The organism is Streptomyces sp. NPDC059002 (genome assembly GCF_042740435.1).
Classification (GTDB): Bacteria; Actinomycetota; Actinomycetes; order Streptomycetales; family Streptomycetaceae; genus Streptomyces.
Genome location: NZ_JBHYJI010000078.1, coordinates 1 through 22,100, shown reverse-complemented (window position 1 = coordinate 22,100; position 22,100 = coordinate 1). Strand labels below are relative to the sequence as shown.

The window sequence follows — 22,100 nt, the reverse complement described above, 5'->3', positions numbered from 1 at the left end:
AGGCGACATGCCGCAGGAGCGCGCGACCATCCCCGTGCACACCCGCAGGACCGGCTTCGACCCGGCCGACGAGCTGCGCGGGCTGACCGAGGACCGGCCCGTCATCACGCTCGACGACGACCCGCGGGCCGACGGCGGCAGGGTCTGGCTGGTGACGGGCTATCAGGAGGTGCGCCAGGTCCTCGGCGACCACGTCCGGTTCTCCACCCGCCGCCGCGTCGGCACGGCCGGGTCCGCGGAGTACCGGCCCGACGAGGCCGTCGGGCAGCTCATGGACTACGACCCGCCCGACCACACCCGGCTGCGGAAGATGCTCACGCCCGAGTTCACCCACCGGCGCATGCGCAGGCTCGAACCGCGCATCGAGGAGATCGTCGCGGAACGCCTCGACCTCATGGAACGCGCGGGGCCCCCGGCCGACCTGGTGGAACAGTTCGCGGAGCCGATCGCGGGCGCGGTCCTGTGCGAACTGATCGGAGTGCCCCGCGACGACCGCAACGACTTCCTGCGCCGCTGCCACCAGCACCTCGCGACCGGCCAGGGACGGCAGCGGCGCGCGGCCGCGGGCACCGCGTTCACCCGCTACCTCGCCGCACTCGTGGCACGCCGGCGCGCCGACCCCGACGAGGGCTTCATCGGGATGCTGGTGCGCGACCACGGCGAGGAGTTCACCGACAAGGAACTGCGCGGAGTCTGCGTCCTGTTGATGCTCGCGGGGCTCGACAACATCTCGGGCATGATCGGCCTCGGCACGCTGGCCCTGCTCGCACACCCCGACCAGCTGGCGGCGCTGCGCGAGGACCCCGCGCGGTCGGACGCCGCGGTCGACGAACTGCTCCGCTATCTGTCCGTGCCGCACGCGCCCACGCCCCGTACCGCGCTCGAGGACGTCACCGTCGCGGGCCGGTACATCAAGGCGGGGGACACCGTCGTCTGTTCGATCCCGATGGCCAACCGCGACCCGGCGCTCACCGCGCTGCCCGACCGCCTCGACCTCACGCGCGAGCCGGTCGCCCATGTCGCCTTCGGCCACGGCATCCACCACTGCCTGGGCGCCGCCCTCGCCCGGCAGGAACTGCGGATCGCCTTCGCGGCACTGCTGCGGCGCTGCCCGGCGCTCCGCCTCGCGGAACCCGCGCGGGACGTGGTGTTCCGGGACAGGTCCACCGCGTACGGCGTGCAACGCCTGCTGGTGGCCTGGTGACAGGAGAGGGCGCGCACCACCGAGGAGATCGTCGTGCTCAACGTCGTGTTCAACGTCGTGCTCAACAGGGAGACAGGGGTGGGGACATCATGAACGGTCCAGGCACAGGCAGCCCGGAGACATCCGGCCAGGCGACGAACGGCTCGCCGGACGCGGTCCGCGACGTCGTCATCGTCGGCGGCGGCACGGCGGGCTGGATGACCGCCGCGTATCTGACGGCGGCGTTCGGCAACCGGGTGCGGATCACGCTCGTGGAGTCGGCGGACGTCGGCACCATCGGCGTCGGCGAGGCCACGTTCAGCGACATCAGGCACTTCTTCGAGTTCCTCGGCCTGGCCGAGCGCGACTGGATGCCCGCCTGCAACGCGACGTACAAACTCGCGGTCCGCTTCGAGAACTGGCGCGAGCCCGGCCACCACTTCTACCACCCCTTCGAGCAGCTGAGGTCGGTGAAGGGATTCCCGCTGACCGACTGGTGGCTGCGCTACCCGGGCAGCGAACGGTTCGACACGGACTGCTTCGTGATGGCCTCACTGATCGACGCCAACCGCAACCCGCGCTACCTCGACAACCGGCTCCTTGAGCAGGAGTTCGTCGAGTCCGACGATCTGCCGAACACGATCGCCGAGTACCAGGGCGCCCAATTCCCCTACGCCTACCACTTCGAGGCGCATCTGCTCGCCAAGTACCTGACGAAGTACGCCACGGACCGCGGCGTGCGGCACCTCGTCGACAACGTCCTCGACGTCGGTCTCGACGAGCGCGGCTGGATCTCGCACGTGACCACCGCGGGGCACGGCCGCCTGGCGGGCGATCTGTTCGTCGACTGCACGGGCTTCCGCGGGCTGCTCCTCAACAAGGCGCTCGAAGAGCCGTTCGTGTCGTACCAGGACACGCTGCCCAACGACAGCGCGGTCGCCCTCCAGGTGCCGATGGACATGGACAAGGACCCGATCCGGCCGTGCACCACGGCCACCGCGCAGGACGCGGGCTGGATCTGGACCATCCCGCTCATCAGCCGCATCGGCACCGGCTACGTCTACGCCCGCGACTACACCGACCCCGATGAGGCCGAACGCACGCTGCGCGAGTTCGTCGGGCCCGCCGCGGCCGACGTGCCCGCCAACCACATCAGGATGCGCATCGGCCGCAGCCGCCGCTCCTGGGTCAGCAACTGCGTGGCCATCGGCCTGTCCAGCGGCTTCGTCGAGCCGCTGGAGTCCACCGGGATCTTCTTCATCCACTACGCGATCGAGCAGCTGGTCAAGTACTACCCGGCCGTCGACTGGGACCGTTCGCTGCGCGAGCAGTACAACGGCGCGCTGATGAACGTCATGGACGGCGTACGGGAGTTCCTCGTCCTGCACTACCGGGGCGCACGACGTGCGGACAACCAGTACTGGCGGGACACCAAGACCCGCACCGTGCCCGACGCGCTCGCCGAACGCCTGGAGAAGTGGGAGAGCAAGGTCCCGGACGCCAGCACGGTCTACCCGCGCTACCACGGCCTGCCGCCCTACTCGTACAACTGCATCCTCCTGGGCACCGGCGGCATCGACGTCAGGCCGTCGCCCGCCCTCGACCTGATCGACGAGAAGGACGCGCTCGCCGAGTTCCAGGCGGTCCGCGACAAGGCACGGCACCTGGTGCGGACGCTGCCGACACAGAACGAGTACTTCCGCCGCATGCGCGACGGGGTGTGACCCGGGCGCATGACCCGTCCGGTGGCTCAGGGGAAGGAACGGGGACGGATGGACACCGAGTTCCGCGACATGATGGCGTCGTTCCCCACCGGGGTCTCGGTGGTGACCGCCAGGGACGGCAGCGCCGCGCCCCGGGGCATGACGTGCTCGTCGCTGTGCAGCCTCAGCGTGGACCCGCCGACGCTTCTGATGTGCCTGCGCACGGAGAGCCCCACGCTGCGCGCGGTGCTCTCCAGCGGGGCGTTCGCGGTGAACCTGCTGCACGGCGACGCCGACTGGGTCGCCGCGCTGTTCGCCTCGGGGGCGCCCGACCGGTTCGACAAGGTCGCCTGGCGGCCCGCGGGACGCACCCGAAGCCCCGCGCTGATCGAGGCCGCGCACGCCGTCGCCGAATGCACCGTCGCGCGCACCCACCCCTCGGGCGACCACGTGATCGTCGTCGGGACGGTGCGCGCCGTCGAACGCTTCGGCCGCTTCGGCCGCGAGAGCGCGCTGCTCTACGGCTTCCGCAGGTACGGCGAATGGTCCCCGGGCGTCCCGGCCGCGGTCGGTGAATCCCGGGGCGGCGGCGAACGGGAGGGGTGAGGGGTCATGCGGAGCGCCGCAGTGCCCACGGCGGCCGACGTGGTGTCGGCCGCGCCCGTACCGCCGATCGCCGCGCACCCCCTGCTGGTCTTCCTGCTCCAGGTCGGGGTGCTCCTGCTGCTCGCCATCCTGCTGGGCAGGCTTGCGGCCCGTTGCGGACTCCCCGCGATCGTCGGGGAGCTGGGCGCGGGGGTGCTGCTCGGCCCCTCGCTGTTCGGCTGGCTCGCGCCGGGCGCCACGGCCTGGCTGCTGCCCGCGGAGCCCGCCCAGGTCCATCTCCTGGACGCCGTCGGGCAGATCGCGGTGCTGCTGCTCGTCGGGCTCACCGGCATCGAGATGGACCTGCGGATGATCCGCCGCAGGGGCGGCACCGCGCTGCGCGTCAGCCTCGCCGGGCTTCTCGTGCCGCTGGCCCTCGGCATCGGCCTCGGCTACCCGCTGGCGCGCATGCTCGACATCGGCGCGTCCGACCGGCAGATGTTCGCGCTCTTCCTGGGCGTGGCCATGTGCGTCAGCGCCATCCCGGTCATCGCCAAGACGCTGATGGACATGAACCTCATCCACCGCGACGTCGGCCAGCTCACCCTGGCCGCGGGGATGATCGACGACACCTTCGGCTGGCTCATGCTCTCCGTCGTCTCCGCGATGACCGTGGGCGGGCTGAGCGCGGGGGTGTTCGGGCACGCCATCGGCTCGCTGCTGCTCGTCCTGGTCGTCGCGGCGCTGCTCGGCCGCCCCGTGGTGCGTCTCGCGCTGCGGCTGTGCAAGGGCTCGGACGAACGGACGGTCTCCGCGGCCGCCGCGATGATCGTGCTCGCCGCGGCAGGCACCCAGGCCCTCGGCCTGGAAGCGGTCTTCGGCGCCTACCTCTGCGGCCTGCTGATCGGCTCCAGCGGGGAGTTCGACCGCTCGCGTACGGCATCGCTGCGCATGGTCGTCCTCGCCGTCCTCGCCCCCGTCTTCTTCGCCACGGCGGGCCTGCGGATCGACCTGCGGGCCCTCGCCGAACCCCCGGTGCTCGCGGCCGCCCTGATCGTGCTCGCGACCGCGGTCCTCGGGAAGTTCGCGGGCGCCTACATCGGCGCGCGGCTGAGCAGGCTGAGCCGCTGGGAGGCCCTCGCGCTCGGCGCGGGCATGAACGCCCGCGGCGTCATCGAGGTGATCGTGGCGATGGTCGGGCTGCGGCTCGGCATCCTCGACACCAGGACGTACACGATCGTCGTCCTGGTCGCCGTGGTGACCTCCGTGATGGCCCCGCCGCTGCTCAAGGCCGCCATGAAACGCATCGACTGCACCCGCGAGGAAGAACTCCGGCTGACCGGCTGGAGCGGGGCGGCACCGGTGCGGGGGAGCCCGGAGCGGGCCGGGCCCTGACGGGGCGCAAGGCCCCGGCGCCGGGGTGCGGGGACCCGCAAGCGGAACTGCCGCGCTGCCCTCGGCACGCGGCGGTTCGGCCTGCCCGGGGCCGGAATCCGACCCCGTCAGCGCACTGTGTGGACGGCCGGTTCTGTGCCCGCGGTGTGACCGCCCGCTGCGTAGAACTTGGGCCCATGTTCATCTCACACAAGCGAGCCGTCGCACGGTCGCTCCTTGCGGCATCGGCTCTTCTCACCGGAACCCTGCTGACGGCGTGCTCGGGCGACTCGTCCGCCGCGTCGTCCAGCAAAAGCTCGGCCCCCGCCGACCGCGCACTCGCCTACTCCGAGTGCATGCGGGCCAACGGGGTCCCCAACTTCCCGGACCCGCAGCCCGACGGCGGCGGCATCCGGCTCAGCCCGGACGACGGGGTCGACCCGAACTCCCAGGCGTTCAAGGACGCGGCCAAGGCGTGCCAGGACAAGGCCCCGCAGGGCCAGGGTCCCGGCGGCGGCGGTGGCCCGGGCGGCGGCGGCACCCTCGACTCGGCCAAGGTCGCGTCCTGGGCCAAGTGCATCCGCAAGAACGGCGTGCCGAAGTTCCCCGACCCCGAGGTCAACGGCTCCAGCATGGTCATCGACATCATGGGCGCGGGCGTGGACCCGGGTGACCCGAAGTTCCGCGAGGCCATGCAGAAGTGCCAGAGCAAGTACCCGGGCGGCAGCGTCCAGTTCGGTGGCGGAGGAGGCCCCCAGTGACGACTCCGGACGACAGCGAGTCCCTGCCGGCGCGCGGCGAGTCCTCGGGCGCCCTGGAACGGCACGGCTCCGGCGAGGTGGCGAACGCGCGGACCGGCGTCCTCACCACGTCGGGCGACGGCGAACGGCCCGAAACGGCCGTCGCGGAACGTCCCGAAGGCGGCGTGCGCGAGCTCGCCGCGGGCGGCGACGGCGACGACGAGGGCACCGACGACGAGGCGTCGCACCGCGGCCGCAGGCACCGCCCGCTGCGCACCTCGCTGGTCGTCCTCGCCGCGATCACCGTCGCGGCGGCCGCGGGCATCGCGGCCACCGGCTCGCTCGGCGGCGACGGCGGCGGCTCCGCGAGCGCCGCGCCCTCCGGGCCGCCCGCGACGGCGAAGGTGCAGCGGACCACGCTGACCGACTCCGAGACCGTGGACGGCAACCTCGGCTACGGCGACGCGACGACCGTCCAGGCCCCGGCCGCGTCCGGCTCCACCGCGAGCGGCCAGAACGGGCAGGGCGGCGCCAGTGGCGCCGAAGCGAGCAGCGGCACGATCACCTGGCTGCCCGAGGAGGGCAAGGTCGTCCGGCGCGGCGACCCCGTCTACCGCGTCGACCAGCGCCAAGTCCCGCTGCTGTACGGCTCGTTCCCGCTCTACCGCACCCTTCAGGACGGCAGCGAGGGCGCCGACGTGACGATGCTGGAGAAGAACCTCCGCGCGCTCGGCTACACCGGCTTCACGGCCGATGACACCTACACCTCCGACACCGCCGACGCCGTCAAGGAGTGGCAGGACGACCTGAACCGCAAGCAGACCGGCACGGTGCGGCCCGGGGACGCCGTCGTGGCCGACGGCGCACGGCGCGTCGCGGACCTGAAGACCACCACCGGCGCCGCCCTTACCGGCAACGTCCTCACCTGGACCGGCACCGAACGCACCGTCGGCGTCGACCTCGACGTGCAGTTCGAGGACCTGGTGGAGAAGGGCACCAAGGCGACCGTCAAGCTCCCCGACAACTCCACGGTCCAGGCCGAGGTGACGGATATCGGGACGCCCACCACCCCGCAGGACAACTCCGGTGACTCCGGCAGCGGCGGCGACAGCGGCAACGACAACAGCAACAACGACGTCACCCTGCCCGTCGAGTTGACGGTGAAGGACCAGAAGGGCCTCGGCCGCTACCAGGCCGCCGCCGTCGACGTCACCCTCAAGGCCGAGTCCCGCAAGGACGTCCTGGTGGTCCCCGTCAACGCCCTGGTCGCCCGGCGCGGCGGAGGCTACGCCGTGGAGGTCGTCACGGCGGACGGCACCAAGTACGTCCCGGTCAAGCTCGGCATGTTCGCGGACGGCAAGGTCGAGGTGTCGGGCACCGGCATCAAGGAAGGCACCGTCGTGGGGGTTCCCAAGTGACCTCGCAGACGCCAGGAACGCCCGCGCCGTCCGCCGCCCGGCCGGTGGTCGAGCTGGCAGGGGTGTCCAAGACCTACGGGGACGTGGCCGCGCTGCGCGGCGCCGACCTCGTCATCCGGCGCGGTGAACTCCTCGCCATCGTCGGCCCTTCGGGCTCCGGCAAGTCCACCATGCTCAACATCATGGGCACCCTGGACCGCCCGTCGGCCGGCATGGTGCGCATCGACGGCCACGACGTCGCCGGTCTCAGCGACCGCGAACTGTCCGCACTGCGCGCGGGCACCATCGGCTTCGTCTTCCAGCAGTTCCATCTGGCCTTCGGCGTACCGGCGTTGGACAGCGTCGCGGACGGACTGCTGTACAGCGGCCGCTCGCGGGCCGAACGGCGCCGCCTCGCCGAGCGCGCGCTGCGCAGGGTCGGCCTCGGCCACCGGCTCTACCACGAGCCGCACCAGCTCTCCGGCGGCGAGAAACAGCGCGTCGCGATCGCCCGCGCGGTGCTCGGCGACCCGCCGCTGCTGCTGGCCGACGAACCGACGGGAGCCCTGGACTCGCGGTCCGGCGCCGTCGTGATCGAACTGCTCCACGAACTGCACGAGGCGGGCACGACGGTGGTGGTCATCACGCACGACCGGGACATCGCCGCGAACCTGCCCCGCGAGGTGCGGGTCAAGGACGGCCGGATCGAGCACGACTCCGGCGACGCGGCCGACGGCCACTCCTCGGCCCTCGTACCCGAGGGGGCCCTGCGATGAGCACCGTGAACGCGACCGAGGAGCTGGCGCCCGCGGCGGGTTCCGCGCCGCCCAAGCGGCCGAGGCCCGCCCGGATGAACCCGGCCGATGTGCTGCGGGTCGGCGGTTCGGGACTGCGCTCGCGCCCGATGCGGGTGTTCCTCTCGGCGCTCGGCATCGCGATAGGCATCGCCGCCATGGTCGGTGTGGTCGGCATCTCCACGTCGTCCTCCGAGGACCTCAACCGGCGGCTCGCGGCCCTGGGCACCAATCTGCTCACCGTCACCCCCGGCACCTCGTTCAGCGGCGACGACGCCCATCTGCCCGCCGAATCGGTGCAGATGATCGGCAACGTCGAGCACGTCGAGTCGGTCTCGGCCATCGGCAGGACGGACGCCAAGGTCTACCGCAACAACTACACGCCCAAGCAGGAGACCGGCGGCCTCACCGTCGCCGCCGCCCGCACCGACCTGCCGAAATCCGTCGGCGCGAAGATCGTCGACGGCCGCTGGCTGAACGCCGCCAACAGCCGCTATCCGGCCGTGGTGCTCGGCCCCAAGGCTGCCGAGCAGCTCGGTGTGCACCGGGCGGGCGAGGACGTGAAGGTGTGGCTCGACGGGCAGTGGTTCACCGTCGTCGGCCTGCTCGCGTCCAACGAGCTGATCCCGGCCCTGGACTCCACGGCCCTGGTCGGCTGGCCCGTCGCGGAGCGCGAACTGGACTTCGACGGCTACCCGACCACGATCTACACGCGCGCCGACGAATCGTCCGTCGGCGACGTACAGGCCGTGCTCGGCGCCACCGCCAACCCCGAGACGCCCAGCGAGGCCGAGGTCTCCAGGCCCTCGGACGCGCTGGCCGCCAAGGAAGCCACCGACGACACCCTCAGCGGACTGCTGCTCGGCCTCGGCGGGGTCGCGCTGCTGGTGGGCGGCGTCGGCGTCGCCAACACCATGGTGATCTCCGTCCTCGAACGCCGCTCCGAGATCGGCCTGCGCCGCTCCCTCGGGGCCACCCGCGGCCAGATACGCACCCAGTTCCTGGCCGAGGCACTGCTCCTGTCCGCCCTCGGCGGGCTCGGCGGGGTCCTCCTCGGCATCGGCGTCACCGGCGGCTACGCGGCCTACCAGGGCTGGCCCTCCGTCGTACCCGTGTGGGCGATGGCGGGTGGCGTCGGCGCCACGCTGATCATCGGCGGCCTGGCCGGCTTCTACCCGGCCGTACGGGCCGCGAGGCTGCCCCCGACCGAGGCGCTCGCCACCACCTGAGACCGCGGTGCTCCTGCTGGATTCGTCCCCCGTGCCACGGGGGCGCCGCGCCCGCCCGCGCCACCGTCCGGGCCGATCCCGGCGTGCGCCGCGGGCGGGACCTCGTGCGCGGGCGCTCGGGCCGCCGTGAGACCGGCCACGCGGGCCAGCCGCCGGAAGGAGTCGAGGAGGCCCGCACGGTCGTACGTACTGGTCGTGACGAGCACCTCCTGCGCACCGCTCTCCTTGATGACCCGCTCAAGCCCGTCGGCGACCTGCTCCTCCGTGCCGTGCACATGACCGCGCAGGCCCGACTCGTAGAAGCCGCGCTCCTTCTCCGTCATCGTCAGACCGGCCACCCGCTCGGCGGGCGGCAGCGGCGGGAACGTGCCGTGCGTACGGGAGTACGCCATCGACCACGCCTCCGGCACGAGCAGACGGCGGGCCGCGTCCTCGGACCCGGCGACGGCGATGCTGCCCGCGATCACCACATACGGCTCGGTGGACCACGCCGAGGGCCGGAACTCCGCGCGGTACTCGTCGATGCCGCGCAGCATCTTCTCGCGGCCCTTGATGTCCCCGATGACCAGCGGGAGCCCCGCCCGGCCCGCGATCGTCGCGCCCTCGCCGACGGCAAGCACGAACGGCGGCACGGCGAGCCCCTCGGCGGGCCTGGCCCGCACCCCGGTGTCCGACGTGCCGCGGAACCAGCCGAGCAGCTCGGTCAGCTGCGCCGCGAAGTCCTCGGCGTCGTGCTTGTCCCTGCCCAGCGCCTTGCGCACGCCGTCCGTGAAGCCGACGGACCGCCCGAGCCCCATGTCGATCCGGCCGGGGAAGAGCGATTCCAGAACCCCGAACTGCTCGGCCACCACCAGCGATTGATGGTTCGGCAGCATCACGCCGCCGGTGCCCACCCGGATGCGGCTCGTGGCCGCGGCGACCGCCGCGGCGAGGACGGTGGGCGCGGAGCCCGCGACGCCCGGGACGCCGTGGTGCTCGGAGACCCAGAAGCGGTGGTAGCCGAGCGCCTCAAGATCCTGGGCGAGCCGCACGGTGTCGCGCAGCGCCGAAGGACCGTCGTGCCCCTCCCGGGTGCGCGAACGGTCGAGGACGGAGAAGCGGGTGCCCGCGATCACTGAGCTCACGAAGGGTTCAACGCGTGGGCGGCGCCCGCATTCCCTACGCTGGCGACGTGACACCGGACAACAGACCCCTCGCCGTCTTCGACCTCGACGGGACGCTCGCGGACACCGCGCACCGCCAGCGCTTCCTGGAGCGCACGCCGCGCGACTGGAACGCGTTCTTCGCGGCGGCTCCCCAGGACCCGCCCCTGCCGCGGGGCGTCGAGCTGGCCCTGGAGAGCGCGGCGGAGTGCGAGGTCGTCTATCTGACGGGCCGCCCCGAACGCTGCCGCACGGACACCGAGGAGTGGCTGACCCGCCAGGGCCTGCCGAAGGGCCGCATCCGGATGCGCCGCAACGACGACCGTCGCCCGGCCCGCCGCACCAAGCTCGAGGTCCTGCGCGACCTCGCCCGCAAGCGGGAGATCCGCATGCTCGTGGACGACGACGACCTGGTCTGCGACGAGGCGGAACGGGCGGGCTTCAGGGTCGTACGGGCGGACTGGGCGAACACGTCAGAGGACCTGAAGGACGCCCAGGAACGCGAGGGCCGCACCTAAGCGCTCCGCGGGAAATGCGGTCCACATCTGCGGGTGCGTCGTGGCTGGTCGCGCAGTTCCCCGCGCCCCTTCGGGGGCGCACCCGAACCGCAGCGAACTTCCACAAGGCCGCTTGGAAGCCCCGTGAGGGACTTCCATGGCTGCGGGGAACCGCGCGAGCAACCACGGTGCCGTCAGGGGCGCGGGGAACTGCGCGAGCAACCACGGCGGACCCGCAGTGAACGACGGCGCCCAGTTGCCCCCCCCGCCCCGCGCAGCGCTTACGCCCCGTCCTCCAGGCGGAACCCAACCTTCAGGCCCACCTGATAATGCTGGATCTCCCCGTTCTCGATGTGCCCCCGCACCTGCGTGACCTCGAACCAGTCCAGCCCTCGAAGTGTCTGCGCCGCGCGGGCGACCCCGTTGCGGATGGCCTGGTCGACGCCCTCGTGCGAGGTGCCGACGATCTCGGTGACGCGATAGGTGTGGTCCGACATGAGGGGATTCCTCCCGGCCGTGGGGTGACGTCGTGGAGTGCCGTCACTCCACCGTGCCCCAGGGCGTCCGCATGCGCGAGGTGGCGCAGACCCCTTGACCGACCCATTGGTACAGACCAAAATCCAGCCACACCCGTTCGAGTATTCGTGCTCACCCCCCGCGTCGGGCCCGCCCTTCCCTGTCCGCAGGCAGAAAGTGACCCACGTGAAGCCCCGCCGCCGTCCCACCGCGCCCCTCGCCCTCGTCCTCGCCTCCGCCACCCTGCTCGCCGGATGCGGGCTGCTGTCCGACGACGAGGAGAGCAGGACCGTCACCCTCTGGCTGATGCGGGGCAGCGCGTCGCAGGAGTTCGTCGACCGGTTCACCGAGGACTTCGAGAAGGAGCACGGCTCCATCGACCTGGACGTCCGCATCCAGGAATGGACCGGCATCGGCGCCAAGGTCAAGAAGGCGCTCAAGGACGACAGCGGCGAAGGACCCGACGTCATCGAGGTCGGCAACACCCAGGTCGCGCAGTACGTCGACGAGGGCGGCCTGTACGACCTGACGCTGGAGTCCGCGCGCGACCTCGGCGTCAACGACTGGCTGCCGGGCCTCGCCGAGCCAGGACGCTTCAACAACGCCCAGTACGGCATCCCCTGGTACGCCGCGAACCGCGTCGTCATCTACCACAAGGACCTGTTCGCCGAGGCCGGCATCGAGCGCCCGCCGCGCACCCGCGCCGAATGGCTCGCGGACACGGAGAAGCTCAACACCGGCGGCAAGCAGGGCATCTACCTCGCGGGCCAGGACTGGTACACCCTCTCCGGGTTCATCTGGGACGAGGGCGGCGACCTCGCCAAGGAGTCGTCGGGGGAGTGGAAGGGCGCGCTGCACTCGCCCGCCGCGCTGCGCGGCATGGAGTTCTACCGGCGGCTTCAGGCGCTCGGCGAGGGGCCGCGCGACGCCGACGAGGAACATCCGGCGCAGGCCGGGGTGTTCGCGGGCGGCGACGTCGCGCAGATCGTCGCCGTCCCCGGCGCGGCCAGGGCCATCGAGGAGAAGAGCCCCGAACTGAAGGGCAAGCTCGGCTACTTCCCCATCCCCGGCAAGACGGCGGCCAGGCCCGGCACGGTCTTCACCGGCGGCTCCGACCTCGTCGTGCCCGAGCGCAGCGACGACCACGAGGGGGCCGTCGAGGTGATCGAGGCCCTGGCGGGCAAGAAGTGGCAGACCGACCTGGCCCGCACCATGAACTACGTCCCGAACAAGGCGAAGCTGGCCCCGGCCGTCGCGGGCGAGGCGGGCGTCGCGGCGATGGCGGTCGGCGCGGCGAACGGCCGGGCCACCCCCAACTCGCCCCGCTGGGCCGAGGTCGAGGCGGACAACCCCATCAAGGGCTATATGACCAGGGTCCTGACCGGCGGCGACCCGGCGACCGAGGCACGCAAGGCCTCGCGCCGGATCACCGAGGCGCTCGACGTCACCGGGCCGTGAGAGCGGAGGGCGGGCCGGGTACGGGCATCCCGTATCCGGCCCCCGCCCGCCCCCTCCCGGCGCTACGAAGCGGTTACGAAGCGGTGCTGAGGGACAGCGCGAAGCGCCCCCGCTCGTCCGTCCACCAGTGCGTCAGCTTCAGGTCCGCGGCGGCGAGTTCGGCCCGTACGCCGTCCTCCCTGAACTTCGCCGAGACCTCCGTGCGCAGTTCCTCGCCCGCGGTGAAGTCGACCGCCAGGCCGAGCGCGGGGATCTTCACCGTCTGGTCGGCCGTGGAGCGCAGCCGCATCTCGATCCACTCGTGCTCGCGGTCCCACACGGCCACGTGCTCGAAGGCCGTCGGATCGAAGTCCGCCTCCAGTTCGCGGTTCATCACGGTCAGGACGTTCTTGTTGAAGGCCGCGGTGACACCGGTCCCGTCGTCGTACGCGGAGACGAGCACCGATGCGTCCTTCACCAGGTCCGTGCCGAGCAGGAGCATGTCGCCGGGGGACAGGAACGCGCGCACGGAGGCCAGGAACGCCGCGCGCTCCGCGGGCAGCAGATTGCCGATCGTGCCGCCGAGGAAGGCGACCAGACGCGGTCCTGGCGTGTCGGGCAGGGTGAGGCCGTGGGTGAAGTCGGCGATCAGGGCGTGCACGTCGAGCGAGGGACGCTGGGCGAGCAGCGCGGTCCCCGCGCCGGTCAGGGCGCTCGCGCTGACGTCCACGGGGACATAGGTGTGCAGGGTGCTCATCGCGTCGATGAGGTGACGGGTCTTCTCCGAGGAGCCCGAGCCCAGTTCGATCAGCGTCCGCGCGCCGGTGACCTCGGCGATCCGCGCGGCGCGGGTGACCAGGATCTCGCGCTCGGCGCGCGTCGGGTAGTACTCGGGCAGGGTGGTGATCTCCTCGAAGAGGGCGCTGCCGCGCGCGTCGTAGAACCACTTGGGCGGCAGGGACTTCGGGGTGGCGGTGAGGCCGTGCAGGACGTCGGCGCGCAGCGCGGCGTCCGTGGCGTCCTCGGGCAGGGTGCGGGTCAGCAGGAACGGGCTCACGCGGTGGGCTCCTTGAGCGGGGTCAGCAGTACGTCGGTGCGGCTTGCGGCCAGCAGGGTGCGGTCGGGCACCTCGCGCCAGTGCGGGTCGTCGTCGTAGGGCTCGGAGGCCACGACGGTGCGGCGGTCGGGCTCGGCGCGGTACCAGAGGGTGTCGCCCCAGGCGGTCGCGGCGATCATGTCGCCATTGGTGAGCAGGAGGTTGAGACGCGATCCCGGGGCGGCCTCCGCGACCTCCAGGACGGTGTCCGCGAGGGCTTGCCCCTCCTCGTCGCCGCGCCGCAGCCGGTGCAGGACGAGCGCCCACACCAGGGCGGAGTCGCAGCGCGCCTCCATCGAGAGCAGTTCGGCGGGCGGCAGCCGGGTGGCGAGCGGCGCGAGGGAGCGGGGCCAGCCCGCGACGGCGCCGTTGTGACTGAACAGCCAGGGCCCCGCGGCGAACGGGGCGGCCGCCGCCTCCCCGTCCGCGCCCGCCAGGGTGGCGTCCCTGACCGCGCCGAGCAGCGCCCCGGTGCGGACGACCCGGGCGAGGTCGGCGAACGACTGGTCGCCCCAGATCGGCCCGGCGCGCCGGTAGCGGGCGGGCACCGGGTCGCCGTCGGCGTACCAGCCCACGCCGAAACCGTCGGCGTTGACGGTGCCGTGCCGCTGGCGCCGCGGCTCCCAGGACTGGCGGTAGAGGCTGTGCGGGGGCTCGACGAGGAGGCTGCCGAGCGGCTCGGGCGGGCCGATGAAGGCCAGATGACGGCACATCAGAGGGCCGCCCCTGCCACATCGGGACTGGCGTCGCGTGCGGTGCGGAACCCGGAGAAGATCTGCCGCCGCACCGGATGGTCCCAGTTGCGGAACGTGCCGCGGCAGGCCACCGCGTCGACGGAGAAGGCGCCGCCGCGAAGCACCTTGTAGTCGCCGCCGAAGAACACGTCCGAGTACTCGCGGTAGGGGAACGCGGCGAAGCCCGGGTAGGGCAGGAAGCCGCTGGACGTCCACTCCCACACGTCGCCGATCAACTGGCGTACGCCGAGCGGTGATTCGCCCGCGGGGTAGCTCCCTGCCGGGGCGGGGCGCAGATGGCGCTGGCCCAGGTTGGCCCGCTCGGGGGTGGGGTCGGCGTCGCCCCACGGGTAGCGCATCGAACGGTCGGCCACCGGGTCGTGGCGGGCGGCCTTCTCCCACTCCTCCTCGCTGGGCAGGCGCCGGCCCGCCCAGCGCGCGTAGGCGTCGGCCTCGTACCAGCTGACGTGCAGGACCGGCTCGTCGGGCGGCACCTGCTCCACCGTCCCGAAGTGGCGCCGCAGCCACTGGCCGCCCTCGCGGTGCCAGAACAGCGGTGCGGCGAGGCCGTTCCGACGGACCATCGCCCAGCCCGCCGGGGCCCACCAGCGTGTTTCCTCGTAGCCGCCGTCCTCGATGAACCGCTGGTAGGCGGCGTTCGTCACCGGTGTGGTGTCGATGAAGAAGGGCGGTACGAGACGGTGGTGGGCCGGTCGTTCGTTGTCCAGGGCCCATGGTTCGGTGGACGTGCCCATCGTGAACGGGCCGCCGGGGACGAGGACTTCGGCGGGGCCGGTGAACGGCGCGCCGGGCGGCGCGGGGTCCGGTGCGGTGAGCGCCGTGGGTCCGGAGCGCAGCTGATGCGTGATCAGCATCGTCTCGTCGTGCTGCTGCTCGTGCTGCGCGATCATGCCGAACGCGAACCCGGCATCGGTCAGCGGAGAGCCGTGCAGCGGCGTCTTCTCCAGGACGTCGAGGGCGCGCCCGCGCACCTCGGCCGCATAGCCGCGGGCCTCGGACGGCGCGAGCAGCGGAAGGCTCGGCCGTTCGGAGCGGGGATGCTCGAAGGCGTCGTACAGCGGGTCGATCTCGGGCCGCATGGCGTCGCGGCCCGCGACCGCGCGCAGCAGCCACTGCTCCTCCTGGTTGCCGATGTGCGCGAGGTCCCAGACCAGGGGCGACATCAACGGCGAGTGCTGCGCGGTCAGTTCGGAGTCGTCGACGGACGTGGTGAGGAGGATGGTGCGGTCCCGTGCGGTGAGCAGCGCGGCGTGCGCGCGCTCCCGCAGGGCTTCGGGGTCGGTGGAGGGGCCGGTCATCGGCGGGCGTCCTTCCCGGGTGCGTCGTGGAGTGGGGGGCGGCCGGGCGCGCCGGTCGCGCGCAGTCCGTCCAGGAGGTCGTCCGCGGGGCAGCGGCCGCGCGCGACGTACTGGGCGCCGTAGGTGGCGACGGCGTCCCTGACGTCCGTGCCCACGCCCATCCGGGGCAGCGCGTCGACGGCCGCGGCGAAGCAGCTGACGGCGGCCTCGCGCAGCTCGGGGTCGGCGAGCCCGTGCCGTGCCGCGTCCAGCCAGAGCGGGCTGTGCGGCGCGGCGGGCGAGCCCGGCGGCCCGTACCGTTCGGCGAGCGGCTTGACGGCGCGGTACGCGGTCTCGGCCGCCGCCGGGTCGTCGAACAGGGCGCCGGTGACGGCGAGCGGCACGATCCAGCCGTCCTCGCCGGGCTGCGCGTCGACCATGCGCAGTTCCAGGTGGCCGCGGGGGCGGACCGGCGGGAACAGCGTGGTCAGGTGGTAGTCCAGGTCGCCGCGGGTGGGCGCGCGCGGCGCCCGGGAGCGGGTCCACGACCGGAAGGTGAGCCCTTCGGGGACGGGCCACGGGGCCCGCCCCTGCGGGTCGCCGAGGTCCCTGACGCACATGACCGGCGCGTCGAGGGCGTGCCGGGTCCATGCCTCGCGCGGCTCCCCGTCCAGCGGCGGGGCGCCGGACCTGCCGGGTGCGATGCCCGCCCAGATGGCCTGCCGGGTGGACCGCCAGCCGGTGCTGCGGCCGTCCTGGAGCGGCGAGTTGGCGAACGCGGCGACCAGGACGGGCCCGAGCAGATGCGCGAGCCGCCAGCGCCGCGCGTAGCCGAGCGGTCCCGGCTCCTCGTGCCCGGCGTCCAGGCAGATCTGCACGGACGCGGTCGAGCACATCATGCGGCGGCCGGAGGGCCCCGCGCGGTCGAAGCAGGACTCCATGGCGTCGTAGCGCGGCTCGTGCAGGATTCTGGCCGGCGGCCGCCATGGGTCGGCGCCGACGCCGCTGAGGGTGAGGTGGTGGTCGCGCAACGCGTCACGGACGACGCGGAGATCGGCCCGCATGGCCGATATGCACTCCATCAGGGATGCGGCGGGAAGCGAGCTGAGCTCCAGCTGGCCGCCGGGTTCGACGGTGATGACCGAGTGCAGGTGCAGGGCCCGCAGTGCGGCGTAGGCCGCTTCGAGGCGGGCGGTGGGTACGGGCTCGTGGGGCAGCCCCGGTTCGTGGACGAGCCATTCCAGCTCCACGCCGGTGGTGCGGGGTGGTCCTGTCTTGAAGCAGATGCCGCGGACCAGCGCCTCCACTTCCGCCTCGGTCACCGTGTCCAGGGCCTTGGCGCGCGAAGGTGCGCCGAGTTTCGTACAGTCTCCCTCTGGCATGACGGGGATCCTTCCAGTCGGTGGTGCTCGTAACACCCAAAACCCTCAAGGGCGTTCGCACAAGAGTGCCCCTAAAGCCTTTCGCGCACCGGGAATTCTGTTGTGCCGCCCGACGCCCTGGGCTCACCATGCGTTCATGAACGACACGGGGCGGAGCGCATGAGCGCCCGGCTGCGCGCACAGGCGCAGGAGACCGAGCGGATCGTCGCGGCGGGCGCGTACGCCGGGCGGGACGGCCGGGAGGTGAGGATCGCCGACGCGGTGGCGGCGGCCCGCGCGGGCACGCGGATGTTCGGTCCCGAACCGGTGGATGTGCCGCCTCGTACGCCCGTTCCCACGGTATGCGAGGTCACGGGCGAGAGCAGCCTGGAGGCGGCCCGCAGACTCACCGACGGCGCGGGCTCCCCGGTCGCGGTGCTCAACTTCTCGTCCGCGCGCAACCCCGGCGGCGGCTACCTCAACGGCGCCCAGGCCCAGGAGGAGGCGCTGTGCCGCGCCTCCGCCCTGTACACCTGCCTGCTCCAGGCCCGCGCGTTCTACGACCACCACCGCGCCGACCGCGACCCGTTCTACAGCGACCGCGTCCTGCACTCGCCCGCCGTCCCCGTCTTCCGCGACGACCGCGGGAGCCTGCTCGACACGGCGTACACCGTCGGCTTCCTCACCTCGGCCGCGCCGAACGCCGGGGTGATCAGGCGCCGGAACCCCGAGCGCACGGCCGCGATCCCGGCGGCCGTCGCGGCGCGCGCGGAACGCGTCCTGGAGACGGCCGCCGCCTGCGGCTACCACCGCCTGGTGCTCGGCGCGTGGGGCTGCGGCGTCTTCATGAACGACCCCGCGCAGGTGGCGGGCGCCTTCCGCGCGCTGCTCGGGGAGGGCGGCCGGTTCGCCGGGCAGTTCGAGCACGTCGTGTTCGGGGTGCTCGACCGCACGAAGGGCGCGGTGACACGCGGCGCCTTCGAGGAGGCGTTCGCGTCCCTCGCGGTCCCAAGGGCCGTTGCCGATCGGCACCCTGCCCCAAGTTCGCGGCTTCGCTGAGTCCGCGGCTTCGCCCGCATCGGACAGGTGCCGGTCATCGGTGAAGGCAGTCGCACGTGTCACCGTGGAACCTGTCCGGCCCAATCCGCTGAGCGGGAACGCCGGATGACCCGCAGGCTCGGTCCATGGTGCTACGACACATGCGCAAGGCCCGGGCCCTCGTCGTCCTCGCCGTCGCGGGCTCGGTGCTCGCTCCCGTACCGGCCGTCACCGACTCCTCGCCACCCCCGCACGCCGCCCCGCCACCCCGCACCGCATCCGCCTGGCTCCCGTACTGGGACCAGGACGCCGCCTACCGGAGCGCCCTGCGCCACGCCGACCAGCTGCACACCGTCAGCCCGTTCTGGTTCGAGGCGAAGGCCGCCGGGCGTGTCGCCCCGCATCCCGGCGCGGGCGAGCGGCGTGTCGTCGACGGGCTGCACAAGGCGGGCATCAAGGTCGTGCCGACCGTCATGGAGAAGATGGCACCCGGCGCACTCGCCGCCGTGGTCACCGACCCGGGTCGCCGCGCCACGCACATCAAGGCACTCCTGAGGATCGTGCGCGGCAGTGCGTACGACGGACTCGACCTCGACTACGAGACCATCGCGCCGACCGGCGACGCCGCCTACAAGAAGGTCCGCGCGGGCTACGCGACGCTGGTCACCGACCTCTGCCGCCAGCTGCACGCCCTGCGCAAGCAGTGCGTCGTCACGGTCTCCCCGAAGACCGCGGGCACCGGCCGTGTCTGGGACTACCGGCGGCTCGGCGCGGCCGTCGACCGGCTGCGCGTCATGGCGTACAACCTGCACTGGGCCGAGGGCCCGCCGGGCCCGCTCTCCACGCCCGCCTGGTACGCGGACATCCTGCGCCGCGCGACCGCCGAAGTCCCGCGCCACAAGCTGGAGATGGCCCTGCCCGCCTACGGCTGGGACTGGGCCGTCGGCAAGCGGCAGCGCGCCCGGCACCTCACCGCCAAGGAGGCCGACGCGCTGCGCCGCAAGGTGGGCGCGCCCTACCGCATCGACCCCGCGTCCAGCACCCCGCACTTCACGTACAAGGACGGCGGGACACGCAGGACGGTCTGGTACCAGGACGCGCGGGGGACCGCGGCCCACCTGCCCGTGCTGCGCCGGTACGGGGTGACCAACACCGCCCTGTGGGCACTCGGCTTCGAGGACCCCGGGCTGTGGCGGGTCCTCGCGAAGTGATCCATGCCGGGGAGGCGGGGACCACCGCCTCAGGGACGTGACAGCGCGGCTTCTGCCGTCGGCCACTGTTCGTACCAGCGCTGGTCCGCCTCCAACTGCGCGGCGAGGGATATCAGGAGCGGCTCGCTGCCCGCGGGCCCGAGCAGCTGCGCGCCGACCGGAAGGCCGCCCGGCGTGCGTCCCGCCGGGACGTTGACGCCGGGCCAGCCCAGCACGTTCCACGGCCACGCGTACGGGCAGGCCGCGATCATCGCCCGGTCGGTGCGCCAGCCGTTCATGGCGGCGAGCGTGCCGACGCGCGGCGGGGGAGTGGCCGTCGTCGGCGCGATCACCACGTCGTACGTCGAGAAGAGGGCGCCCACCCTGCGGTGGAGCGCGGCCTCGGAACGGCGTGCGAGCCGCAGCGGCGCGCCGCCCAACAGCCGCCCCATGCGGGCGGCTTCACGCGTGCGCGGGTCCAGGAGCGCCGGATCGGGCACGTGCCGCGTCCACTCGGCGATGCCCGCCGTGGCGCGCGGGACGAAGGCGAGCCCGATCTGGCCGTAGCGCGGATCGGCCTCCGCCACGTCGTGGCCGAGCGCGGCGAGCCGCTCCGCGAGCGCCACCACCCGGTCCCGCACCACGGGGTGCAGGCGCTTGGGCGTCGCCGTGAACGGCATGCGCAGGGAGAGCGCGACGCGCAGCCGCCCCGGGTCGCGCGTCGCCGCGTCGGCGGCGCGCACGGCGGGCGGCCGGTGCAGATCGCCCGCGTGGTTGCCGCTCGCCGCGTCGAGCAGGAGCGCGGCGTCCGCGACGGTCCGTGCGAGCGGTCCGTTGACGGTGATGCCCTGGAACGCCTCGGGCCACGGCCACGTCGATATCCGCCCGCGCTGCGGCTTGATGCCGACCAGATGGGTCCAGGCCGCGGGGATGCGCACCGAGCCCGCGCCGTCCGAGCCGAGCGCGGCAGGCACGAGCCCCGCGGCGACCGCGGCCGCCGAGCCGCCCGACGAACCCCCGGGCGTATGACCGGAGTTCCACGGATTGCGGGTGTCGCCGAACCCGGGCCCTTCGGTGAAGGGCCACTGCCCCAGCTCGCAGCTGTTCGTCTTCCCGACGAGCACGGCACCGGCCGCCCGGAGCCGGCGTACGGCCTCGGAGTCCTCGGTCTTCGGCGGGAAGGGGCCCCTGCAGCCGAACGCGGTGGGCTCGCCCGCGATGTCCATGTCGTCCTTGACGGCCAGCGGCACGCCGAGCAGGGGCCGCCCGGGGAAGGGCCCGCCCGCCGCCAACTCCCGGTCGGCGGCGTCCGCTTCGGCCAGCGCGGCCTCGGCACGCACCAGCTTGAACGCGTTGAGCACGGGCTGCGCCGCGTCGATCCTGGCCAGGGTCCGCTCGGTCAGCGCACGCGAGGAGACCTCTCCATCGGCCAGCGCGCGGGCGGTGCGCGCCAGTCCTTCGGCACGGTCGGCAGTCATGTGGGGGCACCTTCGTTCGACGACGGGTGCCCGCACGGTAACCGGCGAGCAGGCCAACGGGGAATGCGCGCAGGCGCGTTGTGTGCCGAGGCCGGGCCGGTGCGCGGCGTGCCCGCACGCTCCGCGGCACGGCCGCGCCTCCGGTCCGGCGCGTGCGCGCCCCCACCGCCCGCCTGCGGGCGCCCCGCCACCGTCTGCGAGGATGCCCATGTCATGGTGCAGATACCGAAGCAGCAGCCATCGCAGCGCTCCGTGCCGACGAGCGCCGACGTCGCCCGCCTGGCCGGGGTCTCCCGCGCCACCGTCTCGTACGTCCTCAACAACGCCAGCGCCGTCCGGATCAGCGAGCCCACCCGCCGCCGCGTCCACGATGCCGCGAGGGAACTGGGGTACGTCCCGCACGCCGCGGCCCGCAGCCTGCGCGCAGGACACAGCCGCATGGTGCTCATGCCCACCTCGGAGATCCCGATGGGCCCCCTGTTCAGCCAGTTCTTCAACGAACTGCAGTGGGCGCTCAGCCGTCTCGACTACACCGTCGTGCAGTACGCGAGCCTCGGCCTGACCGGCGAGGACGCCGCGCGCGCCTGGGCGGAGCTGCGCCCGGTCGCGGTGCTCGCGCCCGACGCGTCCGCGCTCGGACCCCGGGGCGTCACCGTCCTCAAGCGCTCCGGCGCGAGGGCCGTCTTCACGCTCGGCCCGCAGCGGGTCGAGGGCGCGCACGCGCTCCTCATGGACGGGCGCAGGGTGGGCGAGGCCGCGGCCCTGCACTTCCTCGCGCGCGGGCGGCGCCGCATCGGCGCGATCGTGCCGACGGAGCCGGGTCTCGACATGTTCTGGCGGCCCCGCGTCGAGGGCCTGCGCGAGACGGTCGACGCCACCGCGACCGCGGGTGCGTCGGTCACCGAGATCCCCCTCGCCCACAGCGAGGAGTCGGCCGCCCGGCTCGCGGCGCGCTGGCGCGGCCTCGGCGTCGACGCCGTCTTCGCGTACAACGACGAGTACGCCATGCTGCTGATGCGGGCCCTCCAGGACGAAGGCATCGACATACCCGGCGACACGGCCGTCATCGGCTCCGACGACCTGATGCTCGGCAGGCTCCTGCGGCCCCGGCTCAGCACCGTCCGCATAGAGCTGCCCTCGGGGCCGAGCCTCGCCGAACTCGTCGACCGCGTGGTGCGCGACCCGGGGGCCGAACCCGAAGTGGGGGCCCGGCCCGGCTGGGGCGGGGGGGGCCCCGCGGGCCGCGGGACAGCCCCGGGCGGCCCCCCGGGCCGAGGGGGGGGGGTTTGGGTTCAAGGGTAGGTGGGG

General features: G+C 73.2%; 20 protein-coding genes. 13 read left to right on the top strand and 7 right to left on the bottom strand.

Annotated features, from left to right (window positions below):
- The first annotated feature begins 7 nt into the window (after positions 1-7).
- The 8 genes from ACFWZ2_RS39345 to ACFWZ2_RS39310 all read left to right on the top strand — a co-directional run bounded on the left by ACFWZ2_RS39345 (position 8) and on the right by ACFWZ2_RS39310 (position 9,005).
- Positions 8-1,204 (top strand): cytochrome P450, encoded by a 1,197-nt coding sequence (locus tag ACFWZ2_RS39345; RefSeq protein ID WP_384554242.1) that lies wholly within the window; start codon positions 8-10, stop codon positions 1,202-1,204.
- 89 nt (positions 1,205-1,293) lie between these two features.
- Entirely contained in the window at positions 1,294-2,907 is a 1,614-nt protein-coding gene (locus ACFWZ2_RS39340; protein WP_384554240.1) for a tryptophan halogenase family protein, read from the top strand.
- A 48-nt stretch (positions 2,908-2,955) separates the two neighbouring features.
- Positions 2,956-3,492, top strand: a complete 537-nt coding sequence (locus tag ACFWZ2_RS39335) for a flavin reductase family protein (RefSeq protein WP_384554239.1) — start codon at positions 2,956-2,958, stop codon at positions 3,490-3,492.
- A gap of 6 nt (positions 3,493-3,498) precedes the next feature.
- The gene (locus tag ACFWZ2_RS39330) at positions 3,499-4,866 is read left to right on the top strand and encodes a cation:proton antiporter (RefSeq protein WP_384554237.1); all 1,368 of its coding nucleotides are present in this window, start codon (positions 3,499-3,501) and stop codon (positions 4,864-4,866) included.
- A gap of 176 nt (positions 4,867-5,042) precedes the next feature.
- On the top strand, positions 5,043-5,606 hold the full coding sequence (locus ACFWZ2_RS39325; protein WP_384554235.1) for a hypothetical protein: 564 nt from the start codon (positions 5,043-5,045) through the stop codon (positions 5,604-5,606).
- Positions 5,603-7,003, top strand: coding sequence for a peptidoglycan-binding protein (locus ACFWZ2_RS39320; protein ID WP_384554233.1), 1,401 nt, complete (start codon positions 5,603-5,605; stop codon positions 7,001-7,003). Before ACFWZ2_RS39325 ends, ACFWZ2_RS39320 begins: the two co-directional genes overlap by 4 nt.
- Positions 7,000-7,758 carry an ABC transporter ATP-binding protein gene (locus ACFWZ2_RS39315; protein WP_384554231.1) on the top strand — a complete coding sequence of 253 codons (759 nt, stop codon included), beginning with the start codon at positions 7,000-7,002 and terminating at the stop codon, positions 7,756-7,758. The genes ACFWZ2_RS39320 and ACFWZ2_RS39315 overlap by 4 nt, the downstream gene beginning before the upstream one ends.
- Positions 7,755-9,005 (top strand): ABC transporter permease, encoded by a 1,251-nt coding sequence (locus ACFWZ2_RS39310; protein WP_384554230.1) that lies wholly within the window; start codon positions 7,755-7,757, stop codon positions 9,003-9,005. Before ACFWZ2_RS39315 ends, ACFWZ2_RS39310 begins: the two co-directional genes overlap by 4 nt.
- Here ACFWZ2_RS39310 and ACFWZ2_RS39305 read toward each other — a convergent pair.
- The gene (locus ACFWZ2_RS39305; RefSeq protein ID WP_384554228.1) at positions 8,948-10,129 is read right to left on the bottom strand and encodes an MsnO8 family LLM class oxidoreductase; all 1,182 of its coding nucleotides are present in this window, start codon (positions 10,127-10,129) and stop codon (positions 8,948-8,950) included. The genes ACFWZ2_RS39310 and ACFWZ2_RS39305 overlap by 58 nt on opposite strands.
- A gap of 47 nt (positions 10,130-10,176) precedes the next feature.
- On the opposite strand from ACFWZ2_RS39305, the gene ACFWZ2_RS39300 reads away from it, so the two are divergent.
- The gene (locus tag ACFWZ2_RS39300; protein ID WP_384554226.1) at positions 10,177-10,665 is read left to right on the top strand and encodes an HAD family acid phosphatase; all 489 of its coding nucleotides are present in this window, start codon (positions 10,177-10,179) and stop codon (positions 10,663-10,665) included.
- Between the two features lie 260 nt (positions 10,666-10,925).
- On the opposite strand, the gene ACFWZ2_RS39295 is transcribed toward ACFWZ2_RS39300, so the two are convergent.
- Entirely contained in the window at positions 10,926-11,141 is a 216-nt protein-coding gene (locus ACFWZ2_RS39295; protein ID WP_384554225.1) for a dodecin, read from the bottom strand.
- A gap of 196 nt (positions 11,142-11,337) precedes the next feature.
- Between ACFWZ2_RS39295 and ACFWZ2_RS39290 the strand changes: the two genes are divergently transcribed.
- A complete protein-coding gene (locus ACFWZ2_RS39290; protein WP_384554224.1) occupies positions 11,338-12,618 on the top strand; it encodes an extracellular solute-binding protein in 1,281 nt (426 codons plus the stop codon).
- Positions 12,619-12,691: 73 nt separating this feature from the next.
- Here the strand turns inward: ACFWZ2_RS39290 and egtD are convergent, their stop codons facing one another.
- From egtD to egtA, 4 genes are read right to left on the bottom strand one after another with little or no spacing between them, the layout of a single operon-like run.
- A complete protein-coding gene (gene egtD, locus ACFWZ2_RS39285; protein ID WP_384554222.1) occupies positions 12,692-13,654 on the bottom strand; it encodes an L-histidine N(alpha)-methyltransferase in 963 nt (320 codons plus the stop codon).
- On the bottom strand, positions 13,651-14,406 hold the full coding sequence (gene egtC / locus ACFWZ2_RS39280; protein ID WP_384554221.1) for an ergothioneine biosynthesis protein EgtC: 756 nt from the start codon (positions 14,404-14,406) through the stop codon (positions 13,651-13,653). Before egtC ends, egtD begins: the two co-directional genes overlap by 4 nt.
- On the bottom strand, positions 14,406-15,746 hold the full coding sequence (gene egtB / locus ACFWZ2_RS39275; RefSeq protein WP_384554220.1) for an ergothioneine biosynthesis protein EgtB: 1,341 nt from the start codon (positions 15,744-15,746) through the stop codon (positions 14,406-14,408). Before egtB ends, egtC begins: the two co-directional genes overlap by 1 nt.
- On the bottom strand, positions 15,743-17,107 hold the full coding sequence (gene egtA, locus ACFWZ2_RS39270; RefSeq protein WP_384554219.1) for an ergothioneine biosynthesis glutamate--cysteine ligase EgtA: 1,365 nt from the start codon (positions 17,105-17,107) through the stop codon (positions 15,743-15,745). The genes egtB and egtA overlap by 4 nt, the downstream gene beginning before the upstream one ends.
- 159 nt (positions 17,108-17,266) lie before the next feature.
- On the opposite strand from egtA, the gene ACFWZ2_RS39265 reads away from it, so the two are divergent.
- Complete coding sequence (locus tag ACFWZ2_RS39265) at positions 17,267-18,145, top strand: TIGR02452 family protein (RefSeq protein ID WP_384554217.1); 879 nt, start codon at positions 17,267-17,269, stop codon at positions 18,143-18,145.
- Positions 18,146-18,270: 125 nt separating this feature from the next.
- The gene (locus ACFWZ2_RS39260) at positions 18,271-19,335 is read left to right on the top strand and encodes a glycosyl hydrolase family 18 protein (protein WP_384554215.1); all 1,065 of its coding nucleotides are present in this window, start codon (positions 18,271-18,273) and stop codon (positions 19,333-19,335) included.
- A 29-nt stretch (positions 19,336-19,364) separates the two neighbouring features.
- Here the strand turns inward: ACFWZ2_RS39260 and ACFWZ2_RS39255 are convergent, their stop codons facing one another.
- Entirely contained in the window at positions 19,365-20,792 is a 1,428-nt protein-coding gene (locus ACFWZ2_RS39255; RefSeq protein WP_384554213.1) for an amidase, read from the bottom strand.
- 213 nt (positions 20,793-21,005) lie between these two features.
- Here ACFWZ2_RS39255 and ACFWZ2_RS39250 point away from each other — a divergent pair, with 213 nt between their 5' ends.
- On the top strand, positions 21,006-22,094 hold the full coding sequence (locus ACFWZ2_RS39250) for a LacI family DNA-binding transcriptional regulator (protein WP_384554211.1): 1,089 nt from the start codon (positions 21,006-21,008) through the stop codon (positions 22,092-22,094).
- Positions 22,095-22,100 lie beyond the last annotated feature (6 nt).